General features: G+C 63.0%; 26 protein-coding genes. 2 read left to right on the top strand and 24 right to left on the bottom strand.

Annotated features, from left to right (window positions below; translation table 11 throughout):
* On the bottom strand, positions 1-207 hold the full coding sequence (locus tag HU719_RS17885) for a hypothetical protein (RefSeq protein ID WP_186516834.1): 207 nt from the start codon (positions 205-207) through the stop codon (positions 1-3).
* 317 nt (positions 208-524) lie between these two features.
* Here HU719_RS17885 and HU719_RS17880 point away from each other — a divergent pair, with 317 nt between their 5' ends.
* Complete coding sequence (locus tag HU719_RS17880; RefSeq protein WP_186534882.1) at positions 525-1,643, top strand: LOG family protein; 1,119 nt, start codon at positions 525-527, stop codon at positions 1,641-1,643.
* 54 nt (positions 1,644-1,697) lie between these two features.
* On the opposite strand, the gene recX is transcribed toward HU719_RS17880, so the two are convergent.
* The 23 genes from recX to HU719_RS17760 form a co-directional block, all read right to left on the bottom strand.
* Positions 1,698-2,168: a recombination regulator RecX gene (recX, locus tag HU719_RS17875; RefSeq protein WP_186516830.1), complete on the bottom strand. Its 471-nt coding sequence runs from the start codon at positions 2,166-2,168 to the stop codon at positions 1,698-1,700.
* An 8-nt stretch (positions 2,169-2,176) separates the two neighbouring features.
* Positions 2,177-3,244, bottom strand: a complete 1,068-nt coding sequence (recA, locus tag HU719_RS17870) for a recombinase RecA (RefSeq protein ID WP_186516828.1) — start codon at positions 3,242-3,244, stop codon at positions 2,177-2,179.
* A 105-nt stretch (positions 3,245-3,349) separates the two neighbouring features.
* The gene (locus tag HU719_RS17865; protein WP_186534881.1) at positions 3,350-3,832 is read right to left on the bottom strand and encodes a CinA family protein; all 483 of its coding nucleotides are present in this window, start codon (positions 3,830-3,832) and stop codon (positions 3,350-3,352) included.
* Between the two features lie 59 nt (positions 3,833-3,891).
* Positions 3,892-4,392, bottom strand: a complete 501-nt coding sequence (locus HU719_RS17860) for a lysis system i-spanin subunit Rz (protein ID WP_186534880.1) — start codon at positions 4,390-4,392, stop codon at positions 3,892-3,894.
* Positions 4,386-4,937: a glycoside hydrolase family 19 protein gene (locus HU719_RS17855; RefSeq protein WP_186516824.1), complete on the bottom strand. Its 552-nt coding sequence runs from the start codon at positions 4,935-4,937 to the stop codon at positions 4,386-4,388. Before HU719_RS17855 ends, HU719_RS17860 begins: the two co-directional genes overlap by 7 nt.
* Before the next feature lie 179 nt (positions 4,938-5,116).
* Positions 5,117-6,157 carry a phage late control D family protein gene (locus HU719_RS17850; protein WP_186534879.1) on the bottom strand — a complete coding sequence of 347 codons (1,041 nt, stop codon included), beginning with the start codon at positions 6,155-6,157 and terminating at the stop codon, positions 5,117-5,119.
* A 48-nt stretch (positions 6,158-6,205) separates the two neighbouring features.
* A complete protein-coding gene (locus HU719_RS17845) occupies positions 6,206-6,412 on the bottom strand; it encodes a tail protein X (RefSeq protein WP_186516822.1) in 207 nt (68 codons plus the stop codon).
* On the bottom strand, positions 6,387-7,232 hold the full coding sequence (locus tag HU719_RS17840) for a phage tail protein (protein WP_186516821.1): 846 nt from the start codon (positions 7,230-7,232) through the stop codon (positions 6,387-6,389). The genes HU719_RS17845 and HU719_RS17840 overlap by 26 nt, the downstream gene beginning before the upstream one ends.
* Before the next feature lie 9 nt (positions 7,233-7,241).
* Positions 7,242-8,924, bottom strand: a complete 1,683-nt coding sequence (locus HU719_RS17835; protein ID WP_186534878.1) for a hypothetical protein — start codon at positions 8,922-8,924, stop codon at positions 7,242-7,244.
* A 140-nt stretch (positions 8,925-9,064) separates the two neighbouring features.
* Positions 9,065-9,367 (bottom strand): phage tail assembly protein, encoded by a 303-nt coding sequence (locus HU719_RS17830; protein ID WP_186534877.1) that lies wholly within the window; start codon positions 9,365-9,367, stop codon positions 9,065-9,067.
* 11 nt (positions 9,368-9,378) lie between these two features.
* Entirely contained in the window at positions 9,379-9,888 is a 510-nt protein-coding gene (locus HU719_RS17825; RefSeq protein WP_186516815.1) for a phage major tail tube protein, read from the bottom strand.
* A 13-nt stretch (positions 9,889-9,901) separates the two neighbouring features.
* Positions 9,902-11,068, bottom strand: coding sequence for a phage tail sheath subtilisin-like domain-containing protein (locus HU719_RS17820; RefSeq protein ID WP_186534876.1), 1,167 nt, complete (start codon positions 11,066-11,068; stop codon positions 9,902-9,904).
* A gap of 78 nt (positions 11,069-11,146) precedes the next feature.
* Positions 11,147-12,061 carry a phage tail protein gene (locus HU719_RS17815; RefSeq protein WP_186534875.1) on the bottom strand — a complete coding sequence of 305 codons (915 nt, stop codon included), beginning with the start codon at positions 12,059-12,061 and terminating at the stop codon, positions 11,147-11,149.
* Positions 12,048-12,482, bottom strand: a complete 435-nt coding sequence (locus HU719_RS17810; RefSeq protein WP_225917300.1) for a phage tail assembly chaperone — start codon at positions 12,480-12,482, stop codon at positions 12,048-12,050. The genes HU719_RS17815 and HU719_RS17810 overlap by 14 nt, the downstream gene beginning before the upstream one ends.
* The gene (locus HU719_RS23635; protein ID WP_186534874.1) at positions 12,479-14,584 is read right to left on the bottom strand and encodes a phage tail-collar fiber domain-containing protein; all 2,106 of its coding nucleotides are present in this window, start codon (positions 14,582-14,584) and stop codon (positions 12,479-12,481) included. The genes HU719_RS17810 and HU719_RS23635 overlap by 4 nt, the downstream gene beginning before the upstream one ends.
* On the bottom strand, positions 14,577-15,188 hold the full coding sequence (locus HU719_RS17795) for a phage tail protein I (protein WP_186534873.1): 612 nt from the start codon (positions 15,186-15,188) through the stop codon (positions 14,577-14,579). The genes HU719_RS23635 and HU719_RS17795 overlap by 8 nt, the downstream gene beginning before the upstream one ends.
* Before the next feature lies 1 nt (position 15,189).
* Positions 15,190-16,071 carry a baseplate assembly protein gene (locus tag HU719_RS17790; protein ID WP_186534872.1) on the bottom strand — a complete coding sequence of 294 codons (882 nt, stop codon included), beginning with the start codon at positions 16,069-16,071 and terminating at the stop codon, positions 15,190-15,192.
* Positions 16,068-16,394 carry a GPW/gp25 family protein gene (locus HU719_RS17785; protein ID WP_186534871.1) on the bottom strand — a complete coding sequence of 109 codons (327 nt, stop codon included), beginning with the start codon at positions 16,392-16,394 and terminating at the stop codon, positions 16,068-16,070. The genes HU719_RS17790 and HU719_RS17785 overlap by 4 nt, the downstream gene beginning before the upstream one ends.
* A gap of 81 nt (positions 16,395-16,475) precedes the next feature.
* Positions 16,476-16,661: a Com family DNA-binding transcriptional regulator gene (locus tag HU719_RS17780; protein ID WP_186516807.1), complete on the bottom strand. Its 186-nt coding sequence runs from the start codon at positions 16,659-16,661 to the stop codon at positions 16,476-16,478.
* A gap of 13 nt (positions 16,662-16,674) precedes the next feature.
* The gene (locus tag HU719_RS17775; RefSeq protein WP_186534870.1) at positions 16,675-17,256 is read right to left on the bottom strand and encodes a phage baseplate assembly protein V; all 582 of its coding nucleotides are present in this window, start codon (positions 17,254-17,256) and stop codon (positions 16,675-16,677) included.
* The gene (locus HU719_RS17770) at positions 17,253-17,750 is read right to left on the bottom strand and encodes a hypothetical protein (protein ID WP_186534869.1); all 498 of its coding nucleotides are present in this window, start codon (positions 17,748-17,750) and stop codon (positions 17,253-17,255) included. The genes HU719_RS17775 and HU719_RS17770 overlap by 4 nt, the downstream gene beginning before the upstream one ends.
* An 11-nt stretch (positions 17,751-17,761) precedes the next feature.
* Complete coding sequence (locus HU719_RS17765; RefSeq protein WP_186516801.1) at positions 17,762-18,100, bottom strand: phage holin family protein; 339 nt, start codon at positions 18,098-18,100, stop codon at positions 17,762-17,764.
* A 467-nt stretch (positions 18,101-18,567) separates the two neighbouring features.
* Entirely contained in the window at positions 18,568-19,314 is a 747-nt protein-coding gene (locus HU719_RS17760; protein ID WP_186534868.1) for a LexA family transcriptional regulator, read from the bottom strand.
* A 730-nt stretch (positions 19,315-20,044) separates the two neighbouring features.
* Here HU719_RS17760 and mutS point away from each other — a divergent pair.
* On the top strand, positions 20,045-22,618 hold the full coding sequence (mutS, locus tag HU719_RS17755) for a DNA mismatch repair protein MutS (RefSeq protein WP_186516797.1): 2,574 nt from the start codon (positions 20,045-20,047) through the stop codon (positions 22,616-22,618).
* The last annotated feature ends 68 nt before the right edge of the window (positions 22,619-22,686 follow it).

The raw sequence follows: 22,686 nt of genomic DNA, 5'->3' as shown, positions 1-22,686 counted from the left end.
TCACGCCACCTGATCGCTGGAACTTGCGCGCCGTTGCTGCTCATCGGCGCGTAAATCTGCAAGCAACGCCTGTAGATACCGCGAGTGCCGCTCTGCCCCTTGCAGCCGCCGCAGGCACTCCGCCTCAACCGTGATATGCCCAGCCTTGGCAGCCCTTGCCAGCTGGCTGAACAGCTGCGCGTCTACCTCGATTACCAAGCGATGCATGGCGCCACCTCCGCGTAGCGGGCATTTCTGTATTCAGTAAATCAAAGTCTGGCGATAATTGGATCCGAACCGACCAAAGGCCAGAATCCTCGGCACGGCGCGTGTCGAACGTCTAGATTGAACACAAGCGCATGGGCAATTGCGCGGTGACAAAAACACAGAAATGGATGGACTTTACTTCTGCAACGCGGCCTTGAAGGCCTTCTGCAATGCTCAGTGTGCATACTTGAGCGCAAGGCAGCCTGCGACGCATGGAAGTCGCTGCCGGGCCACGCCATCGGCCCGGTAACAGGTTTCGTTGCCCAAGGAGACGTTGAATGCCCTACCTACCGAACGAACGATTGTTCAACCACTTTCAGGAACATGGCATCGACCTGAGCAAGGTCGACGAACAACTGCAACTGGTCGCCCCCAACAGCCCTAACTTGCCGCTTTACCGCGACATGGTGCTTACCGTGCTGCGCATGGCACACGATGACGGCAACCGCTGGAACGCCAAGATCACCTTGCAGGCCCTGCGTGAACTGGACCACGCCTTCCGTACCCTCGAGCACTACAAAGGCCGGCGCAAGGTCACGGTTTTTGGTTCTGCGCGCACGCCTGTCGAACACCCAATGTATGCACTGGCCCGTGAGCTGGGCGCACAATTGGCGCAGGCTGAATTGATGGTCATTACCGGTGCCGGCGGCGGCATCATGGCCGCGGCCCACGAAGGCGCCGGCAGCGACAACAGCCTGGGCTTCAACATCACCCTGCCCTTCGAGCAGCATGCCAATGCCACGGTGGACGGTACCGACAAGCTGCTGCCGTTCCACTTTTTCTTCATTCGCAAGCTGTTCTTCGTCAAGGAAGCCGACGCCTTGGTACTGTGCCCGGGCGGCTTCGGCACCCTGGACGAAGCGCTGGAGGTATTGACGCTGATCCAGACCGGCAAAAGCCCGCTGGTGCCAGTGGTGCTGCTCGACTCGCCGGGCGGCAGTTTCTGGCGTGAAGCGCTGGACTTCATTCGCCGTCAGCTCGAAGAAAACCGCTACATCTTGCCCAGCGACCTGAAACTCATGCACCTGGTGTACAGCGCCGAAGAGGCGGTGGCCGAGATCGAGCAGTTCTACCGCAACTACCACTCCAGCCGCTGGCTGAAGGACAAGTTCGTGATCCGCATGCATCACCCCTTGAGCGAGGCAGCGCTGTGCGCAATTGGCGAACAGTTTGCCGACTTGTGCCTGAGCGGCCACTTCCAGCAGCAGCCGGACACCGGGGCCGAACACGAAAGAGACGACTTCAGCCACCTGACGCGGCTGGCATTCGCCTTCAGTGGCCGCAATCAGGGGCGCCTGCGCGAACTGGTGGATTTCATCAACCTGCCGGAAAACTGGGCCAAGCCACTGCCTGTGCAAACCGCCCAGCGCGCCCACCAGCCCTTGAAAGTCAGCTAAACGCAAAATGCCCTGCACCACAGGCCATTGAAGGCCTGCGATGCAGGGCATCGATCAGTAATCGTCCAAATCTCGGCCGTTGAGTAGCCGGCCGATCATTTCCATGGAGAACCCACGGTAGGCGAGAAAACGTGTTTGTTGTGCGCGGCTGCGCGGGTCCTGAGGGCGTAGCCCGGCGTATTTGCGTTGCCAGACATCCTGAAGCCGCTCGCCCCAATCCACGCCACTTTCACGTAGCGCCTGCTCCACATCGCCACGTTCGAGCCCCCGCTGGCCTAGCTCCTCGCGGATACGCGCGGGGCCATAACCTGCGTTGGAACGGTAGCGTATGAAGCTTTCCAGATAACGGGCTTCGCTGAGCAACCCTTCTTCGGAAAGCCGATCAAGCGCAGGCTCGATCAGCTCATCCGTAGCGCCGCGCTGGCGCAGCTTGCGCGTCAGCTCGACCCGACCATGCTCGCGGCGTGCGAGCAGGTCCATGGCTGTCCGCCGAACGGCGACGGGGGTGTCGAGTACGGCGGACATGGGGCAGATCAGACACCGGCTTCGGCGTCAGCCAGGTCGCTGGCATCAGCCTGGGCAGCCGCGGCTTTACCAGCAGCGGCAGCAGCGCCGGTGGTCAGCAGCTTGTCCCGAATCATCTTCTCGATCTCTGCGCCAATAGCCGGGTTTTCTTGCAGGAACTTGGCAGAGTTCGCCTTGCCCTGGCCGATCTTGTTGCCTTGGTAGCTGTACCAGGCACCGGCTTTTTCAATGAACCCGTGGGCAACACCCAGGTCGATGACTTCACCGTTGCGGTAGATACCCTTGCCGTAGAGAATCTGGAATTCAGCCTGACGGAACGGTGGCGAAACCTTGTTCTTGACGACTTTGACGCGGGTTTCGCTACCCACCACTTCGTCACCTTCCTTGACCGCGCCAGTGCGGCGGATGTCGAGGCGTACCGAAGCGTAGAACTTCAGCGCGTTACCACCGGTGGTGGTTTCCGGGCTGCCGAACATTACGCCGATTTTCATACGAATCTGGTTGATGAAGATAACCAGGCAGTTGGCGTTCTTGATGTTACCGGTGATCTTGCGCAGGGCCTGGGACATCAGGCGGGCTTGCAGGCCGACGTGCATGTCGCCCATTTCGCCTTCGATTTCGGCCTTGGGTACCAGTGCTGCCACGGAGTCGACGATGATCACGTCAACCGCGTTGGAACGCACCAGCATGTCGGTGATTTCCAGGGCCTGTTCGCCGGTGTCGGGCTGCGAAACCAGCAAGTCATCGACGTTGACGCCCAGCTTGCCGGCGTACTCGGGGTCGAGGGCGTGCTCGGCGTCAACGAAGGCGCAGGTGGCGCCGCTTTTTTGCGCTTCGGCGATGACCGACAGGGTCAGCGTGGTTTTACCCGACGATTCCGGGCCGTAGATCTCGACGATACGGCCTTTGGGCAGGCCGCCAATGCCAAGGGCGATGTCCAGGCCCAGCGAGCCGGTGGAGATTGACGGGATGCCCTGGCGTTCGTGATCGCCCATGCGCATGACTGCGCCCTTGCCAAACTGGCGTTCGATCTGACCCAGGGCCGCAGCCAAGGCGCGCTTCTTGTTGTCGTCCATTGAAACCCTCACGTGTTCGACTTTGGCCCTGATGGCCGGAATACCTGTATAAGTAGCCAGTATTATTCCACAGGGATTCGTTTCCGCAAACCCCCGTTAGGCGATTTACTCCCTACCAAGCTGTAACAAGCCGTCTAACGCAGCGATCACCGTCTGTCGGCGTACCGCATCGCGGTCGCCGTCGAAGTGGCGTTGTTCGCTGTGAACACGGCCACCATCGGCCCAGGCCAGCCATACCGTGCCGACCGGTTTTGCCGCAGAACCACCACCGGGCCCGGCGACGCCGCTGACGGCAACGGCAAAACGCGCGCCGCTGGCAGCCTGTGCGCCACGGGCCATGGCTTCGACCACCTCGCAGCTGACCGCACCCACCTCGCCGAACAGTGCCTGCGGCACGCCAAGCTGGCGGGTTTTCTGGGCATTGGAATAGGTGACGTAGCCGGCCTCGAACCAGGCCGAGCTGCCGGGGATGCGGGTGATGGCTTCGGCGATGCCGCCGCCTGTGCAGGATTCGGCGGTAGTGACCTGGGCACTTAAACGCTGCAGGTGCTCGCCCAAGCGGGCAGAAAGAACGGTGATCGGGTCCATGACGGGCTCCAGGCGGGAATGCGCCCTACCCTACCATCCTCATCTGCTCTCGCAAGGCATCACGGTGCCAGCGCCCGCACATAGGCCTGGCAGGCGCGCAAGGCGATCAGTCCCCGGTCACCGCGGTCGGTAATGGCGATAATTCGTTGAGCATGCGCGGGGTCAAGTCGGGCGCGTACGGGGCCATCATCCACGCCGGCGGCGCCGGTGGCGGCGGGCACTGCGGGACAGCCGGCGCCACGTTCGACCAAGACCGACAGGCGCAGATCGGCAGTAGCAAGGCGGTCACGTAGACGAGCTTGAGTATTCTGGGCATCGCTCAGTTCCTTGAAGTATCTTGCATCAATGTCGCGAACGCGCAGTTCCAGCCCTTCGCGCTGCTCGCGTTCGGCCAGCAGCAAGCCATGCAGCGCCTCGGCCTGATCCAGCCGTTGCTGCACCAGGGCCTGCTCCTGTTGCGCCAGCAGGCGCCCATAACGCCAGGCCTGGGCTTGCCAGGCCAGCACCGCCCCCAAAACCAGAAGCGCCGCGTAGAGGCCTGGCTTCCAACGGTTCAGCACAGCACCTCCCGGGCCCTGGCCCAAAGTTGCAGGCGCTCGGCAAGCCCGTTCAGGCCGCCGTTGATATGGCGGGTGATCCGGTTGAATTCGCCTTGGTCCGCCAAGGCATTGAGCCCCCGCGATTGCCAGAACCAGGCCGCCGACTCGCACGCCCAGCGCGGTTGCTCGAGCATCTGCGGCTGGGCCAGCAAACGTTCATCGCCAAACAGCGCGCGGCTGCATGCCTGGTAATTGTTGTGGCCGGTCACCTGGATCAGGCCTCGGCCGCAATAGCGCTGGCCATCGCCATCCGCCTCGGGGGTATTGCCCAGGCGCTTGGCCAGGCTGCCGGTGTCGTAACGGGCCAGGTAGCTATCGCTACCCAACTCCTTCACATAGCGCAGTTGGCCAGACTCATGGCCAACCTGGGCCAGAAACGCCGCAACGCGCTTGGGGTGGTCGATTTCCCAGCGCGCCATGGCCGTGTTCAACGCTGGCAGAAACGCCGTGGCACGCTGGCCGGCGAGGGGGTAGATATCACTGAGTTGCCTTGCAGTCAGCACCATCCGTACATGCTCCATAGCTGTCTGTTCGAACAGCGGCACAAGCCGCCAACGGGTCGCTCAGGGCGATGGCTGGAAGCGCGAGGCTTTCACGGGGTCAACGCCGCCCCCCCCCTGGCAACAGAGGGTCGACTATAAGGAGTGACACTGGCCGGCCGCAGTGGGAAACGCCGCTCGGGTTTTCAGCCCTGCGCCTTGAGCGCATCGGCCTGGCGGGTCGCACTGCCCTTGGCGCGCGCCTTGCCCTGCTGACCGCCGTTGCACTGCAGCGTGGTGCGCCAGCCGCTGCTGGTGAACACCTGCTCCACCGACTCGATCAGGTACAGGCCGTCGAGCCCGGCCAGAAAGCCGCGCGCCTCGATGCTGCGTTCGGCGAACAGGTCAGTGCGCCCCGGCAGGTCCAGGCGCACACTGGCGGTGTCGCGGTTGAAGCTGGCCAGCCGCGCACGCGCCGCCTGTTCGGCTGCACTGCGGTTGGGGTAAAGGTGGCGGTCGGTATACAGCGGCTGCATGCCGTCGGGCGCCGCTTCGTTGGCCAGTTCCACCGCCTGTACCCGGCCGCTGGCGCTGTCCTGGTGGCGGGTGCGCACAGCTTTGTGGGTGGTGCGATCGGCCAGGCGGAACTGCCACTGGCTGACCTCGGCACGGGTCAGGCTGACCACGCCGAAGGCTTGCCCGCTGGCGCTCTTGCCGCCTTGACGGGGCAGCACCAGCAATTGCCCGTTGGCCAGTTTGGCAGTGCAGTCGTGCAAACGCGCCACGCGGGTGATGAAGTTGAAGTCGGACTCGCTGTACTGGTCGATGCGCGGTATCTGCGTGGTCACCGGGCACACCGCCTGCCAACCGTTGCGGGCGGCGATATCGGCGACGATGCGTTGCAGGGTTACCCCTTCCCAACTGCCGCTGCGGATGGTCTTGCCGCTGCCGCGCAGGTCGCTGGCCTTGCCGCGGATCACCAGGGTATCGGGCGGGCCGGACAGCTCCACCTCATCCACCGTATAGCGCCCCAACAGCGTCAGCGTCTGGCCGCTGTAACCCAGGTGCACGGCCAGCACCGCACCGCGAGCAGGCAGCGCCAGCACGCCGTCACGGGCGTCGATGCGCAGTTCGAATTCGTCCGACTCAAGGCCGGGTTTGTCGGTGGTGCGCATCAGCAACAGGCGGTCGTTGATCAGTGCGGTGATGTCTTTGCCGTCGGCCTGGATACTGAACTCAGGTTTCATGCGTGTGCCTCCCTGGAAGGCCGGCGCGTTGCCGCGCCGCCCTCCTTGTCAGTCCCACAGTTGAAGGGTGTTGCTGGCAGGCGCCGACAGGTCTGGCAGCACGATCAGCACCCCGGTGCGAAAGGGTTGCGCCTCGTCGGCCAAGCCTTGGTTGGCATCCAGCACCGCTTCGACGGTGCCGCTCAAATGCCCGTAGTAGTGCTGGCAGAGGGTGTCCAGCAGGTCACCTTCAGACGTTGTGCAGGTCTTGGCCATAGCTTACGAACTCCAGTGAAAAGCCTTGCTTGGCAGGGATGCCGCCGGCTTGCAGCAGGCTCTGGTTGTCTTCGATGCTGGTCAGGCACCAGTTGCCGAGCACCTCGCCGTAGCCGGTGGTCAGTGACAGGGGTAGCAGTTGCTGGCCGATACTGCGCAAGGTCTGCAACTGACTCAGCCCACCCTTGAAGCCAGGGAAGATCGTGCCGCTGAGGGAGATGGTCTCATCGCCAAGGCTGACCGCCTGCTGCGCGCTGCCTCGGCCGAGGCGGTCCTGCCCGGCCCAACGAAACCGCGTCTGCCGGCGCAACTGGTCAAACGCTGCGGTATCCAGGTTGAAGTAGTACGGCGCGGTGCCCGGCTTGAGCGGCTGCAGCACCAGCAGGTGCGGGAACGGCTTGACCGCTTCGGCGGCGGGTGTCACCTGGGGCGCAAAACCCAGGGTCTGCAGCACACCAGTGACGGTTGCTCGCACCTCGCCCACCACCCGCCGGATCGCCGCCCCGGCCTTGGCCACGTGGCCGGCAAAGGCATCGATCCGCTCACGCACCTGGCGCACCTTGCCCAGCGTTTGGTCGTATTTGGCGACCACTTTGGTTACCCGTTGCTGCGCCCGGGCAATGGCGCGCATGGTGCGTTGCAGCTTGGCGCCGATGATCGGGCCGACCACCGGCAGGCCCTCAAGCTCGGTCACTGCGCCTTTTACATGGTCGATGGCCTCGTTCATCGGGTCGAGCATGGCGTCGATGCGCTGACGCCCTGCCTCCCCCGCCGCGACCAGAGCGTGCAGCGTGGCTTGCAGCTGCTCCAGATAGGTCATGGGTGCTCCTTAGAGTGCGATGTGGGGGGCGTCGGCCAACTGCACCGAACGCGCCTGGCGCATCAGTTCTTCCAGCTGTCGGCGCGCGATGGCCTCCAACTGCTGCAGGACGCTGGGGTCGGACAGGCTGTTGGTGAAGGTGACTGGCATGTTGGCGGTGAAGGTGAACTGCTGGTTGGTGGGCGCAGGGGGCGTTGCAGCCGTTGGCACCGGCGTAGGTATGGCAGATGGCGCGGGGCCAGGCGCAGTAGGGACATCATCGGCACTGCTGCCGAGTACCTTGCCAAGCAAACCGCCGATACTCTCCCCGCCCATGCTGCCGAGCGCGCCGCCGATCAGGCCACCAATCAAGGTGCCGACGACCGGCACAACCGAGCCAATTGCGGCCCCTGCCGCCGCACCCGCAAGGCCTCCACCCAAACCGCCGACAGCCGCGCCGTAGCCTTCGAGTTTTTCATCAGGCGTGGCATCGCTGTTGTAGGTATCGGCCAGTTGCATGCCGGTGGCAAGCACAGACAAAACCGGCACCCGGCGCATCGCCCGGCTGGCCAACGAGGCGCCAGCTGGGCTGGCCGAGGTTTTGCCGGCCAGGCCTGCGAGCGAGGCGGCGCCGAGCAAGGCAGAGCCCAATGCCGAGCCAGGTTGCGATGGCGCCGTCGAGGGCTGTGTGGATTGCAGAGATGAAGCAGCTCGCACTTCGTCGTCTTCAAACTCCTCGACCTCTTCCTCTGCCTCTTCCTCCTCTTCCTCCTCTTCCTCCTCTTCTATTTCTTCCTCGTCCTCATACTCTTCCGGCGGCTCGTCATCCTCATCGCGCGACGTTCTAGTGCTGTCATTGGGTCGGCTTGTAGCTTTGGAGCCAGTAGCTGACTTGTCGCTCGGGGCAGGGTCAGCGTAAACCTTGTCATACAGCAGAGCGCCAAATGCCCCACCGATCTCTTCTCCTAACGACTCGCCGATCTTGCCGCCATATTTTTTGGCTTTCTCGTTCTTGGTCAACGCCCCCAGCAGCGTGCCCAATACGCCGCCTGCCAACTCGCCGGCAGCGGCGCCAAGGCCTCTTGCCCTGTCTTGCTCGTTTTCTTCGGTAAGCGCCACAAGCCCTTTACCAAGGGCAGTCGGCCCACCTTCGTGGGCAGCCTCCTTAACGCTGGTCTGCAAATGAGCAGGCATCTTTTTGAACAAACCAACTGCCAGCGTTGCTGCAATCACGCCGCCTATGGAGCCGACCACAACACCGGTGTCCGCTTTATCACGGGGGTACGGGGCTGGCGCCTGCCGACTGTCTTTAGCCGCTCCCTGCTCCGATGATTCATTGGCCGGAACAGTGGTTTTTCCCCCAGCCGCAGGCGGGCTTTTGCTCTGTGTGGGTACGCCTGCTTCACTGCTATCAGCACTAACGGTCCGAGCCTTCGGCGGCTGCAACGCTATTGCCCTGCGCAGCGCCAGATACCGCCTGCGCAAGCCTTCGACTGCATCACCTTCGCGCTGCAGCCGGTCGATCTGTTGTTCATGGGCCCAGGCCTGGTCAATCGCCAGGCGTCGTTCAACCAGGCGCACCTTGTCCAGCTCCAGCCCCAGGCGGATGATCTCGCCGATCAGCCGTCCGAGCCGGGTGCCATCGGCCTGCTTGCGCAGCGCGTCGAGCGCGCTGCCAAGCGAAGCGATGGGGGTGACGCCGAGGGTGAACACTTGTGTGTTCGCCATGCGTTCCTCCTTGTCACGGCGCGAGCCACCAGAGCATGTCGGGGTACGACATGCCCATGATTTCGCTCGCAGAAAAATTCAGCTCGCAGGCCAGCCGCCGTGCGGCGGCCTTCTGCCGGGCTGGGTCAAAGCTCGTCGTCCTGCACCAGGCGAAAGTAGCCGGCTTGCAGGCGGCTGTAGTCCTTGAGCGCCAGCCCTTCGAGGTCCTTGACGCCGACTTCGGCCAGCGAGGCGAACAGGTTCAGCTCGCGCTGTTCGTCGTCCTTGCTGCCGCCCGCCTGGGCGTTGCGGATATCGCGCACGGTGGGTGCACGCAGGGTCAGGCTATCAACCTGTACACCATTGGCTTCACTGGCACGGGACAGGCGCACGGTGACTTGCTCGGCACTGACGTTGAGCCACTGCGGGATTTTTTTCGCTTGAGCCATTTCTGCTCTCCTCACAAACCCAGGGCGGCGCGCTGGGCGGCCAGTTGGTCGACGCCGTCGATCACCCGCTTCATGCCCATGGCGTCGATCTCGTAGATCAGGCGGCCATCGACTTCGAGCTTGTAGTAGGTCACGCCAACGGTGTGCTTGACCTCGGCCTTGTCGCCGGATTTCCAGTCACCCATGTCGACTTCCTTGAGGGTGCCGCGCAGGGTCACCACCACCGGGTTGACCTGGCCCTTGAGGCCCTTGAAGGCACCGCGGAAGGTGCCGTTGAAGCCGTTGCCATCGGCCAGGCCGAAGAACTTCAGTGCTTCGCGGCGCACGCCGGTGGTGGTAAAGGCGGCTTCCTGTTTTTCCATGCCTTGGTCCATTTCGACCGCCATGTCCATGCCGCCGGGGCGGAACTCTTCCATTTTCAGGGTGAGCTTGGGCAGGGTCAGGCTGGGAACGTCGCCTTGAAAGCTCACGCCATCGACGAACAGGTTCAGGTTGGCCAGTGTTTCGGGAATCATTGCCATGTAAATGCGCTCCTTAAGCGGCGGAATCGAGAACTTCGGTCAGCCACTGGTTGGTGACTTCAACGCGGAAATTGGGGTTTTCGGCAGGCGGTACGTCGGTGAAGCGGATGTTCCAGTACACCTTGCCCTGCTCCAGCTGGCTGGCAGTGTTCAGCTCGGGGTCGGCATAGACCTCGAAGTTGATGATCGCGCCCTGGTTCTTCAGGTCGCGCATGAAGGCTTGCAGGCCTTCGGTGACGTCCTTGACGTAGGTGGCGGTGATGGAGCGATCGACCGCCCATTTGTGGCCATAGAGGATCGCGTCCATGACGATGTCCATGGTCCGCACGCGGGTGACGAAGGCCCATTTCGGGTCGCTGGACAGCGTGCGGTTGCCCCACAGGCGGAAGCCGTCATCGCGGATGATGGTGGCGATGTTGGCGTTGTTGAGCAGGTTGGCGCGGCAGGTGTCGTCGCCATCGAGAAACTCAACGGCGCGGCCGGTGCCGGTGATGCCGACGAACTCCTTGTTCGAAGGCGAGGCCCAGAAGCCGTACTCGCGGTCGGTCCAGGCGAACAGGCCGGCTACCCACGCAGAACCCGGCGCATCCACGGTGGCGGCCTGCTCGGTGTCCCAGTAGCGCACGCCTGGGTCGACCAGGAAGGCGCGCTTGGCGCCGAAGTTTTCGGCATATGCGATGGCCGCCTCGTCGGTGGTATTGGGGCCATCGATGATGGCAATGGCGCGCAGCTTGTCGGCCAGGGCCACCAGCGCGGTGCCGACCGCTTGGGTGGCACTGTGTTTGGGGGCTGCCAGCAGGCGTGGCTGGGCGTTGAAACGGCTCTTGCCGTCCAGCAGCGCCTGCAAACCGGTGCGCTTGCCGTCGGCCAGCACGCTGCCGATGATCGCCGAGGTCTGCTCGGCTCGGTCGCTGAGCTTGGCCACGCCGCAGGCAACAATGACCGCCTTGGCGCGGCTATAGATGGCGCGGCAGGCACGGGTAATGGCGGCATCCGGGCCGAATGCCGCGACGGCTTCGCGCTCGCTGGTGATCAGGATCAGGTCGTTGGCCTTGGCGGTAGCGCCTGGGCCCTCGGTGAAGGTATCGACCAGGCCGATGATCGAGGACGAAGGCAGCGCGATGCTGCGTGCGCCGGTGTCGACGTTGGTCACGGTGACGCCGTGGAAGAATCCACTCATAGGGGTTTTGCTCCAGATTCAGATATGAAAAGGCCCCGCGGGTGCGGGGCCTTGAGGGGAAGAAGTGTTTTGCAACACTCAGATAAGTTTGATACGCACGGGCTGAGCGATGTTTCGAGGGCGTGTAATGCCGAAATTGTTTGGTGCGTTCACAGCCTTACCAGCTGAGCCCCCACCTATACCTATAAACGTCGCACCCGCGCCGTACTCATCAACATTCATAGGGTCGAGACCTGCCCTGGCAGCCGCCTCGTTCTCAGGTGTAGTGGGGTTATAGAGGCCTGTCACGGTCCCTGTCTGGACGGTGGAGTCCAGAACCTGCACGCTACCCAACTGCCGGGCACCCGGTTGGCGCCCTACATCAAGGCCTCGAGTCTCGTCGAAACCCCTGATGAACTCACCGCGCAAGTCGGGCAGGCGGAACAGCGTGCTTTCGTCCCCAGAGGTCCAGCAGCCCTCCATTCCCGTGCGTCCGGCTTCAGTGACAAGCATCCCCGATTGCTGGGCGTAGTCCCACAACCAGGGCCAGTCAGCGCGGTTCAATAAAGCGGCATCAGGAGTACCCCAACCTCCGGGGTTCAATGCGGTCGACGCGTCGTAGGCAACGCGCCCCACTGCAGTTTTGTCGAGTCTGTCGATAAGCACCCAGCTACCCGCGCCGTCGCTGCGCAGGTGCCAGAAATCTCCGCCGCCCAGCACCATGCAGAATGGATATCCCTCGGACCGCAAGTGAGTGTGAAACTTGATACGTTCGCCATCCGCTGCGTAGGCAAGCAGCCGGTTTGCGGTATTGTCCAAACGCTGAACACGTATATCCATGGGACGGTTCGCAATCGGTAATGTGATCTTTAGTTGCCCTGCCGAGGCGTCCGCCAGAACAAAGCCGGTGTCCTGAGCGGTCAGTACCTTGCTGCCTCGAATAACAGCATTATTGACACCTCTGGCCGAGAGCATCCCGCTTTCGATCAGAGCAAGATCGTCACTGCGGCTCATAACCACTCCTTAGTTGCTCAAGAAAATCAGGGGCCGTTGGGCGTTCCGACATTTCAGGAAACTCGCCGGCTTGGGGCCAATCACGCAGTTGCTGCAGATAGATGAGCAGTTCGGTGAATTGATGCGGCTCAAGGGATGGAGCAACCTCAAGGTCGAGCTGATCACGATGACGATCGCGCAGCCAAATCCACTCGGCTAGCTCGCTGTCGCGCCAGCTACGTTCCGCACTGGCCGAAGCCGGCAAGTGCCAACTAAGATTCGCAAAATCCCAGAACCACTCACCACTTGGCGCGGCTTCTGGCACCTCGATATAGCCCGCGTCACGGAGTGGGTTGAACGCAGCCGCTGGATCTTGGCCCTCGGCAACACTCGCTGCCCCGGCATACTGGCCAGTAGTTTTTACGTAATAGCGAAGCATCATGGCTTCATCCTCACGATGAGTCTGAAACTGGAAAGAGTGATTGAAGTTACCGCCCCGGTGGTCTTGTTCGGCAAGAAAGAACTTCCGTTATTAGCCTGCATCAGTACGCAGCCTGTCGGGCCGAAGCTGTGCAGATAAGGACCTTCGTTGTTTACGGTTTGCAGGGAGTTGTAGAGCCAGAATTTTCGATCAACTTCATCCCCGACTGCATAACCAGCCGAGCCGGTGGCAGTGACGCACTTCCAGCGAATATCAAAGGTGGTGAATGACTGGCCTTCAGGATATGAAATGACATTGGCCGTACCCGGAGTGATGGGGAACTCAACTTCGTAGGTCTGGTTGTCTCGGAACTGCTTGAGTTTCAGAGGCGTAACTACAAGGCTGTCGTCAGTGCCCTGGATGACTTGGCTTTGTGTGGCTATCTGCACTACACCAGACGTGGTTTCAGTGGCCCGGTGAGCGAGCGCCTGCAAAGCCGCGACGTCAATTACGCCCTGATTTACAGGAGCATTCCAGGCCTTGATGCACCAGATAACGCTCAGGTTACGTGGGCGCGCCTCTGCGCCGCCCGAGCTCAAAATCGTGTTGGTGTAGGAAACCTTGGTTGCACTTGCGCCGGTCAGACCAGACCCTGACTTCCCGTCAGAGCTCAGGAATTTCCAGCCCTCTCCGAGCGACGACTCGTGGTTGTGCGCTTTGTTCTCGCTGTCCTGCCAAGAGCCCAAAACGCGTTCAGGGTCCACCCCCCGCCCATGATCCCACCCACGCAAAAACTCCCCGCGAGTATCCGGCAGCCGGAAGAACCCAGCCCCTTCATCGCCCTTGTCAAACGCCCCGCCCAGATAAGCCGCCAAGTCCGGATAAACCGCCGCACTGTGCGCACTACCATCCACCTCCAGAAATCCCGCAGGCACCGTGCCGCGCGGAAACGGCAGCATGGTCCCGACCGGCAGCGCCAACGCTGTCTTGAGCAACTCCTGGGTTTCCGCCTTGGTGTAGGTATTGGCCGTCTGGAACCCGCTGAACGCGAGGATTTCCACCGCATCCCCCAAGGCACACGGGGTGCGCAGGATGATCTTGGCGCCATCAGCCTGGTAGTCCGTCACCTCACGGCCGTTGCGCAGCACGATGGTGCTACCGATGGTGTGCGGCACGTTGAACGTGGTCTGCCCCACCGAAGCCTCGAACGAGAAACGCTCGAACGCCTTGCCAGCACCAACGCCACCACCCAGCTGGAAATACGTGCCGTCGTAATTGAGGTCGTACAGCGCGCCAGCACGAATATCCCCGGCGAACAGGTCCACCAGCCCTGCGCTGTCGGCCTTTTTCACCGGCACGGCGGCGAGGCCATTGACCTTGGCCGTTACCGCGCCGGTATTGCTGGCGCTGGCCTGGAACTGGAAGCGCTGGCCGGCGGCATAGGCCGTGAGCGCCGCTTCCCCGCTCTTGAGCTTGAGCACCAGCGCATTGGCGGTGCCGGTGGCGGTACCCAGCCAGGCCAGTTGCCCGGCATCCTTGGCCACATCGGCACGGCGCAGGTATTGCGGGTGCGGGTCGGCAGCCTCGATGTGTGCCTTGATCTGGTTGCGGGCATACAGCTCGGCCGCTTCGCGCGCCTTGTCGGCGTAATCGCGGGTGGCCAGCACGATGCTGGGGTCGATCTTCAGGGTGACGTTGGCCAGGTTGCCGAACACCACGTGCATGCGGATGGTCTGGGTACGCCCCGAACCTTGCGCCAGCAGGGGCTTGTAGCTCGGTGCAGGCTTGGCCACGGCGATGAAGTTGCCGTTGGCGTCTTCCAGCGCCAGCTCGCGGATCCACCAGCCGCCGGTTTCCGGTGGCAGCACCAGTTCGGCCACCAGCACATTGGGGTCGGCTGGGGAGGTGTACAGCGCGTTGAGTTGCGCCCGGTAAACCTGGCGTACCAGTGCCGCCTGGGTAGGTTTCGGCGTAGGGTCCGGGGTTTGCGAAGGTTCGCCGCCGGCATCGCCGATCAGCATGTGGGTGATGTTCCAGGGCTGGCCGAGCGCGGCAGTATTGGCCTGCTGCGCGATGCCAACGTTGGTCAGGAACCCACCGAATTGAGTGGTTGTGTTAGCCATTGAGGTAGATGTCCAGTATGTCCAGAGTGTGATCGTTCACCCGGTGGGGAGCGGCCAGGTGCACGTCGATGTCCGCCGCTTCCCAGGGGTACACCTCGAGCAGTTCGCCATCGCTGACGGCCAGCGCCTGGTAGGCCGGGATCAGGCTTTCCAGGCTGATATCCAGGCCGATCAGGTGACGGCTGACGGGCTTGGCGTCCTCGAACAGGCGGCTGAGCTCCAGGAAGGTGTCCTGGTCGATGCCGGCCTTTTCCACGCCGACCTTGAGGCTGAAGGTGCCGGGCGGGCCCGGTGGGTTGAGCTGCCACCATTCGCGCACCTCGATCAGGTAGCCGAACGGCTCGACCACCCGGCGCAAGGCGCCGAGGGTGCCTTTATGGGCATGAACGAAGAAGGCCGAGCGGATCACCGAACGCTTGATCAGCTCGCTCCAGTTGTCGTCCCAGCGGTCCACCGACCAGGCCCAGGCCAGCTGATAAAGCAAATGCGCGGGGCAGGTGTCGGGGTTGTAGAGCGCGCGCAGGCCGGCCTTGAGGTCGTCGGCGGCGGCCACTTCCAGGGCGCGCTCCAGGGGCGTGTGGTTGAGCGGCAGAAGGCTTTGCATCTCAGCCTCCCCGGGTCAGGTCGAAGCCTGTGCACCAGGCGGCCTGGGCCTTGGTCGGCTGCAGGTCGACCCAGTCGATCAGCTCGACCCGGCTGACGCCGTCGATATGCAGCAAGGCATCGATGCCAGAGCGCGCCACCTCGACGCCCAAGCGCCGACGGGGGTTGACCGAAGCCGCCAGGCGGCGCCGGCACTCGGCCAGAATCGCCTCGTACTCCGGGCCGCTGCCGGCCATGTGCAGCACCGCCTGGATGCGATACGGCAGAATCTCGGCGCTGCGCACCGCGACCCGATCAGCCACCGGGCGTATATCGTCGTCGTTGAGGTAAGCCGCAACGTGCGCCACCAGTTCGGCGCTGGCGCTGCCATCGCCTTCAAGGCTCAGCACGGTGATGTCTACCACTGCAGGCGACGGGCTTTCTGCCGTGGCATCGGCGACTTGGCCGGAGGCGTTGCGGGCATGCAGGATGTAGCTGTTGCGCGGGCCGGCAGTGGTCAGGCCTTCGTAGACCAGTTGCACCCGCTCGCGCAGGGCATCGTCGGTTTCCAGCAGTTGCATTACCGGCGGCGTGGCAGTGAGGTCTTCGGCCTGGATTTCCAGGCGTTGCAACCCCACGTTGGCCGCCAGTTGCGCAAGGTCGCGGCCCTCGGCATAGGCCAGCAGCAGGGCCTTGGCGGCATCGTTGATGCGCGCCCGGTTAAGCAGCTTGCGGTAGGCACCGACCTCCAGCAGCTTGGTCACCGGGTCGCTCTCAAGGCTGGCGTTCCAGCTGTCGCCCAGTTGCATGCGGAAGGTGTCCAGGTCCTGCTGGTAAAGCTCCTCGAAATCGAGGTCTTCGAGCAGTTGCGGGGCCGGCAGTTTCGACAGGTCGACCTGGCTCATACGCTCACCTCCACCAGCATGTCGTCGCCAAGGTAGCGGCCGCTCAGGGCCAGGCTGACCTGGCCATCAAGTACCGCCACTACCCTCACCCGCTCCAGCGCCAGGCGCGGTTCCCAGCGGCCCAGGGCACGGGCCACTTCGGCCTGCACGGCGCTTTTCCAGCCAGCATTGACCGGCAGGTCGATGTAACGGCGCAACTGGCTGCCGTAGTCGGGGCGCATGCGCCGGCTGCCTAATGGGGTGGTGAGGATGTCTTCGATGGATTGGCGCAAATGGGCAACGCCGTTCAAGGGTTGCCCGGTACGGCGGTCCATGCCGATCAAGGGGCACCTCCCGACGCAGGCGTATCCGTGTGGACAGGCATTAGCGTTCTCCTGACAGCAAAGCGCGCAGGCTTGTGCTGTTTATTGCAGCGAGGAATGGGGCGCGGCGCGGGCCGCGGTCATGTCGCTCTCAGGCGATCGCTCTGGGCTCGTGGCCCTGGCATGGTTCAAGGTGCCGCAACGCGGGCACTTGATCTGCAGTTCGGTAAACCCGCCCACACGGGCGAGCAGTCGCGTGCATGTGCCGCAACGAAAATCCTTGAGCATGTGCGCAACCTGTCTAGTGCTTGTGGTTGGCCGTGTTGCCGGCGGTATCGATGATCCGCCCGGCGCCATTGATGTCGCCGCTGACGGCAAGCGTGCCGTTGACCGCAACCTGGCCGGTCAGGGTGATGTTGGCGGCGTCCAGGCTGATGGCGCTCGCCTTCAAGGTGATGGCGCCATCGTTGACCTGTAGAACGCTGCCGCCCACGGTGATGGTGGCGTTGCCCGCGGGCAATTGGATGTCGTAGCTACCGGCCTGCCAGTCGTAGCTCAGCGAGCCGCCGTCGTCGAAGTGCCAGGCCTCGACATGGGCGCGGTTGTCAGGCGCGGCACCCGCGTTGCCATAAAGGCCGGCAACGAATGTGCCTTGGGCCGGCTCACCACTGGGGCTGACCAATACGCCCTGCTCGTCCAGGCTGGGCGCCCGCCAGTGCCGGGCCTTGCCGGCGGCAAGTGAATGCCAGCGCACCCAGGCGCTGGTCCAACCGCCCCCGTCCGATACCCGCACCCGGGCGGCGGCCAGGTCGACGGCAACGACCCTGCACGGGATCACCAGGCTGGCCAGCATGCGGTCGTGCATGGCGCTGGCGTAGCTCATGCCAGGTCCTCCGGTTTGACGTATTTGTCCTCGTTGCCCAGCCCGGTATCCGGGGCGAAGCCCAGCATCAGGCTGCCCGGTGGTTGGTCCGGCCACTCCCAGCGCGGCTCGCCGAGCAGCACCGGCTGCTCCCAGCGCACCTTCCATTGCAGGCCTTGGTACTGCGCCTGCACATTGCGCGTCGCCTCGACGAACTCCAGGCCCCACAGTTGCTGTCGCAGCAGGTCGAGCAGTTGCGCGGCCAGCTCGCTGCCCTGCAAGCGCGCATCGCCGCTGGCCGCATCGGTGGTGATATCGGCCTCGAAGGTCACGGCCAGCACCGAGCGGCCATCGCGCGGTGCAGTGTCGGCGACCATGCTGACAATGCCGTGGCGCAGCGCCGGCAGTGCCGGGCTGCCAGCGGCGCTCGAATCGGCCATGACGGACGCAAGGCCCGGCATTGCCTCACGAATGGTGGCGGTCAACGTCGCTTGTAGCGTCGAAAGCTCGCTCATGCGTCCTCCTGTTATCGTTCATTACCGTCTGCCGGCAGTTGCAGGCCCAGGCGCCGTGCAGCCCAGCGCTCATAAAGGTTGATGGCGACGTCTGCGCCGGCCATGGCGGTCAGGCAGCCGAAGGCGCTGGCGCTCCAGATCGACATGCCGGTGGCATACAGCAGCATGACCGTCGATACGCCGCAGACCATGCAGGCCCCCGAGCGCAGCGCCAGCCGCCGGATCAAACCCCAGCCGCGGGCGCCAGCCTTGTCGGCGCGCCACATTTCGCCAGACAGACCGCCCAGCAATGCCAGGACGATCACCAGCCAGAGCGGCATTTCCAGCAACGCCTGTTGCTCGTTCGTCACTGTCCTGTCTCCTGTGTGATGCCCGCCGGCGACATGCCGACGGTACGTGTTGTGCAATAACTCGGCATTCCACAAGGCCCGGCTCGCCAGGCCTTGCAGTAATGCGCGGTTCAACCGCCGGCCACGACTGGTGACGCCGTGCGGTTACGCTTCAAATTGGTGACTCCGACCGCGGCCGCCTGCCCGCCGGATAACTGTTCGTGGTGCTTTACGCTGCACACCCGGGCCAGTTGCCAACCCTCTGAACAGTTGAGGCCTGTTCATCGCTGCCTGTGTAACAACCGGTTGCTGCCCGGCTTGAGACACAGGTTATGCATTGATGCATATGCAGTCAATGCATTTATTCAACCGTCTATGCATTTGATTTTGCTGAAACGCATGAAGTCCATGCGCTACGCGGTGCGTAGGGCTTTTCTGCAGACGAAAAAAAACCCGCCGAAGCGGGTTTGTGTGGATGCAAGTCGGGGTCAGCGGGCGTACATGCCCCACCAGAACACGTGGCCGAGCACGCTGATCTGCTCATCCTGCATTTGCTGGAAGCTGTAGTCCTCGTCGGGGTGCTCGTCGCGGTTGAAGCTGCGCAGGCGAATGCCGGTCGGCAGGCGGTACACCTGTTTCACCCGCAACTGGCCATTGTGGTTGATGGCATAGAGGTCGCCGTCGATGATGTCGCCCACGGTACATTTACCGGTATTCACCCCCACCGTGGCGCCGTCGCGCAGCACCGGCAGCATGCTGTTGCCGCGCACCGTCACGCACTTGGCGTTATCGAACTGCACACCATTGTGGCGCAGGCTGCGCTTGCCGAAGCGCAGGCGGGCGTGCTCGCTTTCTTCGATGACGAATCTTCCTGATCCTGCTGCCAACTCGACCTCTCGAAGAAAAGGAACCGATACCTCGTCATCCTCGACGGGGGTGTCATCGTCCCACAGGCTGATGTCGCTCAATGCCGAATGGCCAGCGCTGGCCGCCGGCGTTTCACGCGACTCGCCAAGCTCGGCACGGCCGCGCAACTGATCGGTGCTTACGCCGAAATACTCGGCAATCTTCGACACGTGCTTATCGGACGGGTCGACGATTTTCTCGCTGAGGATGCGCGAAAGCGTGGATTGCGGTACGCCCGTGCGCCGGTGCAGCTCTGTCGGGGACAGGCCGTGGCGATCAAGCAGCGCTTTGAGTGTGGAGGCTACGTTGCGTTTTTGCATAACGTGCATAATGAGGTTCTGTTTAATGGAACGCAATACTCGCAGTGAGATTGCCTAGTAATAAACGTCCGCAGGCGTTGGCTCCAGCAGCTCTCATAGCAACGGCTTGTCGATCTGTTGAACGGGCTACGCCACAGATCTGTGGCACCATGTCGCACTTCCTATCCAAGGGCATGGGACCACCTTGAGCACGACAACCAACGCCTTGAGCACAGCATCGCCGGCGCCTATGAGTCGAAAAGGCAGATGCTTGTCAGCGTGACGATGGAGAATGGCAAAGTGCTCTGGAACTTTATGCACACTGATGCCAAGTCCCTGAACCAACATCGCCATAGCCAGCTGCTTTTCCAGCGCTACTCAGACCTGAACGCTCCGGTTCGGTAATATCACGCAAAGAAAAGGCCGCTACTGAGAGCGGCCTGAAATGAGTGCTTGATATTCATATACACACCCTCAAGCAGGGGTGTGGAGGTCTCACCCTACGCTGATGACCCAACCATCGACGGGGTTCTTACGCCAGTTCTAGCCGTTGGATGGCAACTGGTTTCGCGCTCAAATCAACAGTAGGTATCCGCTGACCTTTATGTCAACCATAACGGCTGACCGGTGGCCTGGGCCTGCTGGGAAGAAACGCTGTTAGACCCGCACGCGCAAACATCGTAGCGGCATGTGCCGGCGAAAGCCTGTAGAATTGCCGGTTTCGCATTTGTCTAACAAACGCTCTGCTTCAAGGCCCCGAATGTCCGATCTCTCCGCACACACCCCGATGATGCAGCAGTACTGGAAGCTGAAAAACCAGCACCCAGACCAGCTGATGTTCTACCGCATGGGCGACTTCTACGAGATCTTCTACGAAGATGCAAAGAAGGCCGCGAAACTGCTGGATATCACCCTGACCGCCCGTGGGCAGTCGGCGGGCCAGTCCATTCCGATGTGCGGAATTCCGTTCCACTCGCTTGAAGGCTACCTGGCCAAGCTGGTCAAGCTTGGCGAGTCGGTGGTGATCTGCGAGCAGGTTGGCGACCCGGCGACCAGCAAGGGGCCGGTGGAGCGCCAGGTGGTGCGTATCATCACCCCCGGTACTGTCAGCGACGAAGCGTTGCTCGATGAACGCCGCGACAACCTCATTGCCGCGTTGCTGGGTGACGAGCGCCTGTTCGGGCTGGCGGTGCTGGATATCACCAGCGGCAACTTCATCGTGCAAGAGATCAAAGGCTGGGAAAACCTGCTGGCCGAGCTTGAGCGGCTGAACCCGGTCGAACTGCTGATCCCGGATGACTGGCCACAGGGCCTGCCTGCCGAGAAACGCCCAGGTGCCCGTCGCCGTGCGCCGTGGGACTTTGACCGTGATTCGGCGCGCAAGGCGCTGTGCCAACAGTTCGCCACCCAGGACCTCAAGGGTTTTGGCTGCGACAAGCTGACCCTGGCCATCGGCGCCGCCGGCTGCCTGCTGACCTACGCCAAGGAAACCCAGCGCACCTCGCTGCCGCACCTGCGCAGCCTGCGCCACGAACGCATGGACGACACCGTCATCCTCGACGCGGCCAGCCGTCGCAACCTGGAGCTGGACATCAACCTGGCCGGTGGCCGCGACAATACCTTGCAGTCGGTCATCGACCGCTGCCAGACCGCCATGGCCAGCCGCTTGCTGACCCGCTGGCTGAACCGCCCGCTGCGCGACCTCAAAGTATTGAAGGCGCGCCAGGACTCGATCCGCTGCCTGCTAGATGGTTACCGCTTCGAAAAGCTGCAACCGCAGCTCAAGGAAATCGGCGACCTCGAACGTATTCTGGCGCGCATTGGCCTGCGTAATGCTCGCCCGCGCGACCTGGCGCGCCTGCGTGATGCCTTGGGCGCACTCCCCGAACTGCAAAATGCCATGGCCGAACTGGAAGCGCCGCACCTGGCGCGCCTGGCGGCCATCACCGGCACCTACCCGGAGCTGGCTGGCCTGCTGGAGCGGGCGATCATCGATAACCCGCCTGCGGTGATCCGCGATGGTGGGGTGCTCAAGACCGGTTACGACCCCGAGCTGGACGAGCTGCTGGCCATGAGCGAAAACGCCGGCCAGTTCCTCATCGACCTAGAAGCACGCGAAAAGGCCCGCACCGGGCTTGCCAACCTCAAGGTCGGCTACAACCGCGTGCATGGCTACTTCATCGAGCTACCCACCAAGCAAGCCGAGCAGGCGCCGGCCGATTACATCCGCCGCCAGACCCTCAAGGGCGCCGAGCGGTTCATTACCCCAGAGCTCAAAGCCTTCGAAGACAAGGCGCTGTCGGCCAAAAGCCGTGCCCTGGCCCGCGAGAAGATGCTCTACGACGCCCTGCTCGAAACCCTCATCGGCCACTTGGCGCCGTTGCAGGACAGCGCCGCAGCACTGGCCGAACTGGATGTGCTGAGCAACCTGGCGGAGCGTGCGCTCAACCTGGACCTGAACTGCCCGCAATTTGTCGACGAACCATGCCTGCGTATCGAGCAAGGCCGTCACCCGGTGGTCGAGCAAGTGCTGACCACGCCGTTCGTGGCCAACGACCTAGGCCTGGACGACAGCACGCGCATGTTGATCATCACCGGCCCGAACATGGGCGGTAAATCGACCTACATGCGCCAAACCGCCTTGATTGTGCTAATGGCACACATCGGCAGCTTCGTGCCGGCAGCGGCGTGCGAGCTGTCGCTGGTCGACCGCATCTTCACCCGTATCGGCTCAAGCGACGACTTGGCCGGTGGCCGCTCGACCTTCATGGTCGAGATGAGCGAAACCGCCAATATTCTGCATAACGCCACCGACCGCAGCCTTGTGCTGATGGACGAAGTGGGCCGTGGCACCAGCACCTTCGACGGCCTGTCGCTGGCGTGGGCGGCTGCCGAGCGGCTGGCCCAGTTGCGCGCCTATACCTTGTTTGCCACGCACTATTTCGAGCTGACCGTGCTGCCCGAGAGCGAGCCGCTGGTGGCCAACGTGCACCTGAACGCCACCGAGCACAACGAGCGCATCGTATTCCTGCACCATGTGCTGCCCGGCCCCGCCAGCCAGAGCTACGGCCTGGCCGTGGCGCAACTGGCCGGGGTTCCTGGCGCGGTGATCCAGCGTGCCCGCGAGCATCTGGGCCGGCTTGAAACCGCAAGCCTGCCCCACGACGCGCCACTTGCCAGCAAGAGCAAGGGCGAGCCAAACGTGCCGCACCAGAGCGACCTGTTCGCCACCCTGCCCCACCCGGCCATCGAGAAGCTGGGCAAGCTGGCGCTGGACGACATGACGCCGCGTGAAGCTATCGAAATGCTATATCAACTAAAGAACCTGTTATAACGGCCGCCCGCGCAAGCTGGTAGAATCCGGCGCGGTTTGCGCGTGCTGCGGGCTCCTAGCCTGGCCTG

The organism is Pseudomonas farsensis (genome assembly GCF_014268805.2).
GTDB classification, from domain to species: Bacteria; Pseudomonadota; Gammaproteobacteria; order Pseudomonadales; family Pseudomonadaceae; genus Aquipseudomonas; species Aquipseudomonas farsensis.
This window is presented reverse-complemented; position numbering and strand designations above follow the sequence as displayed.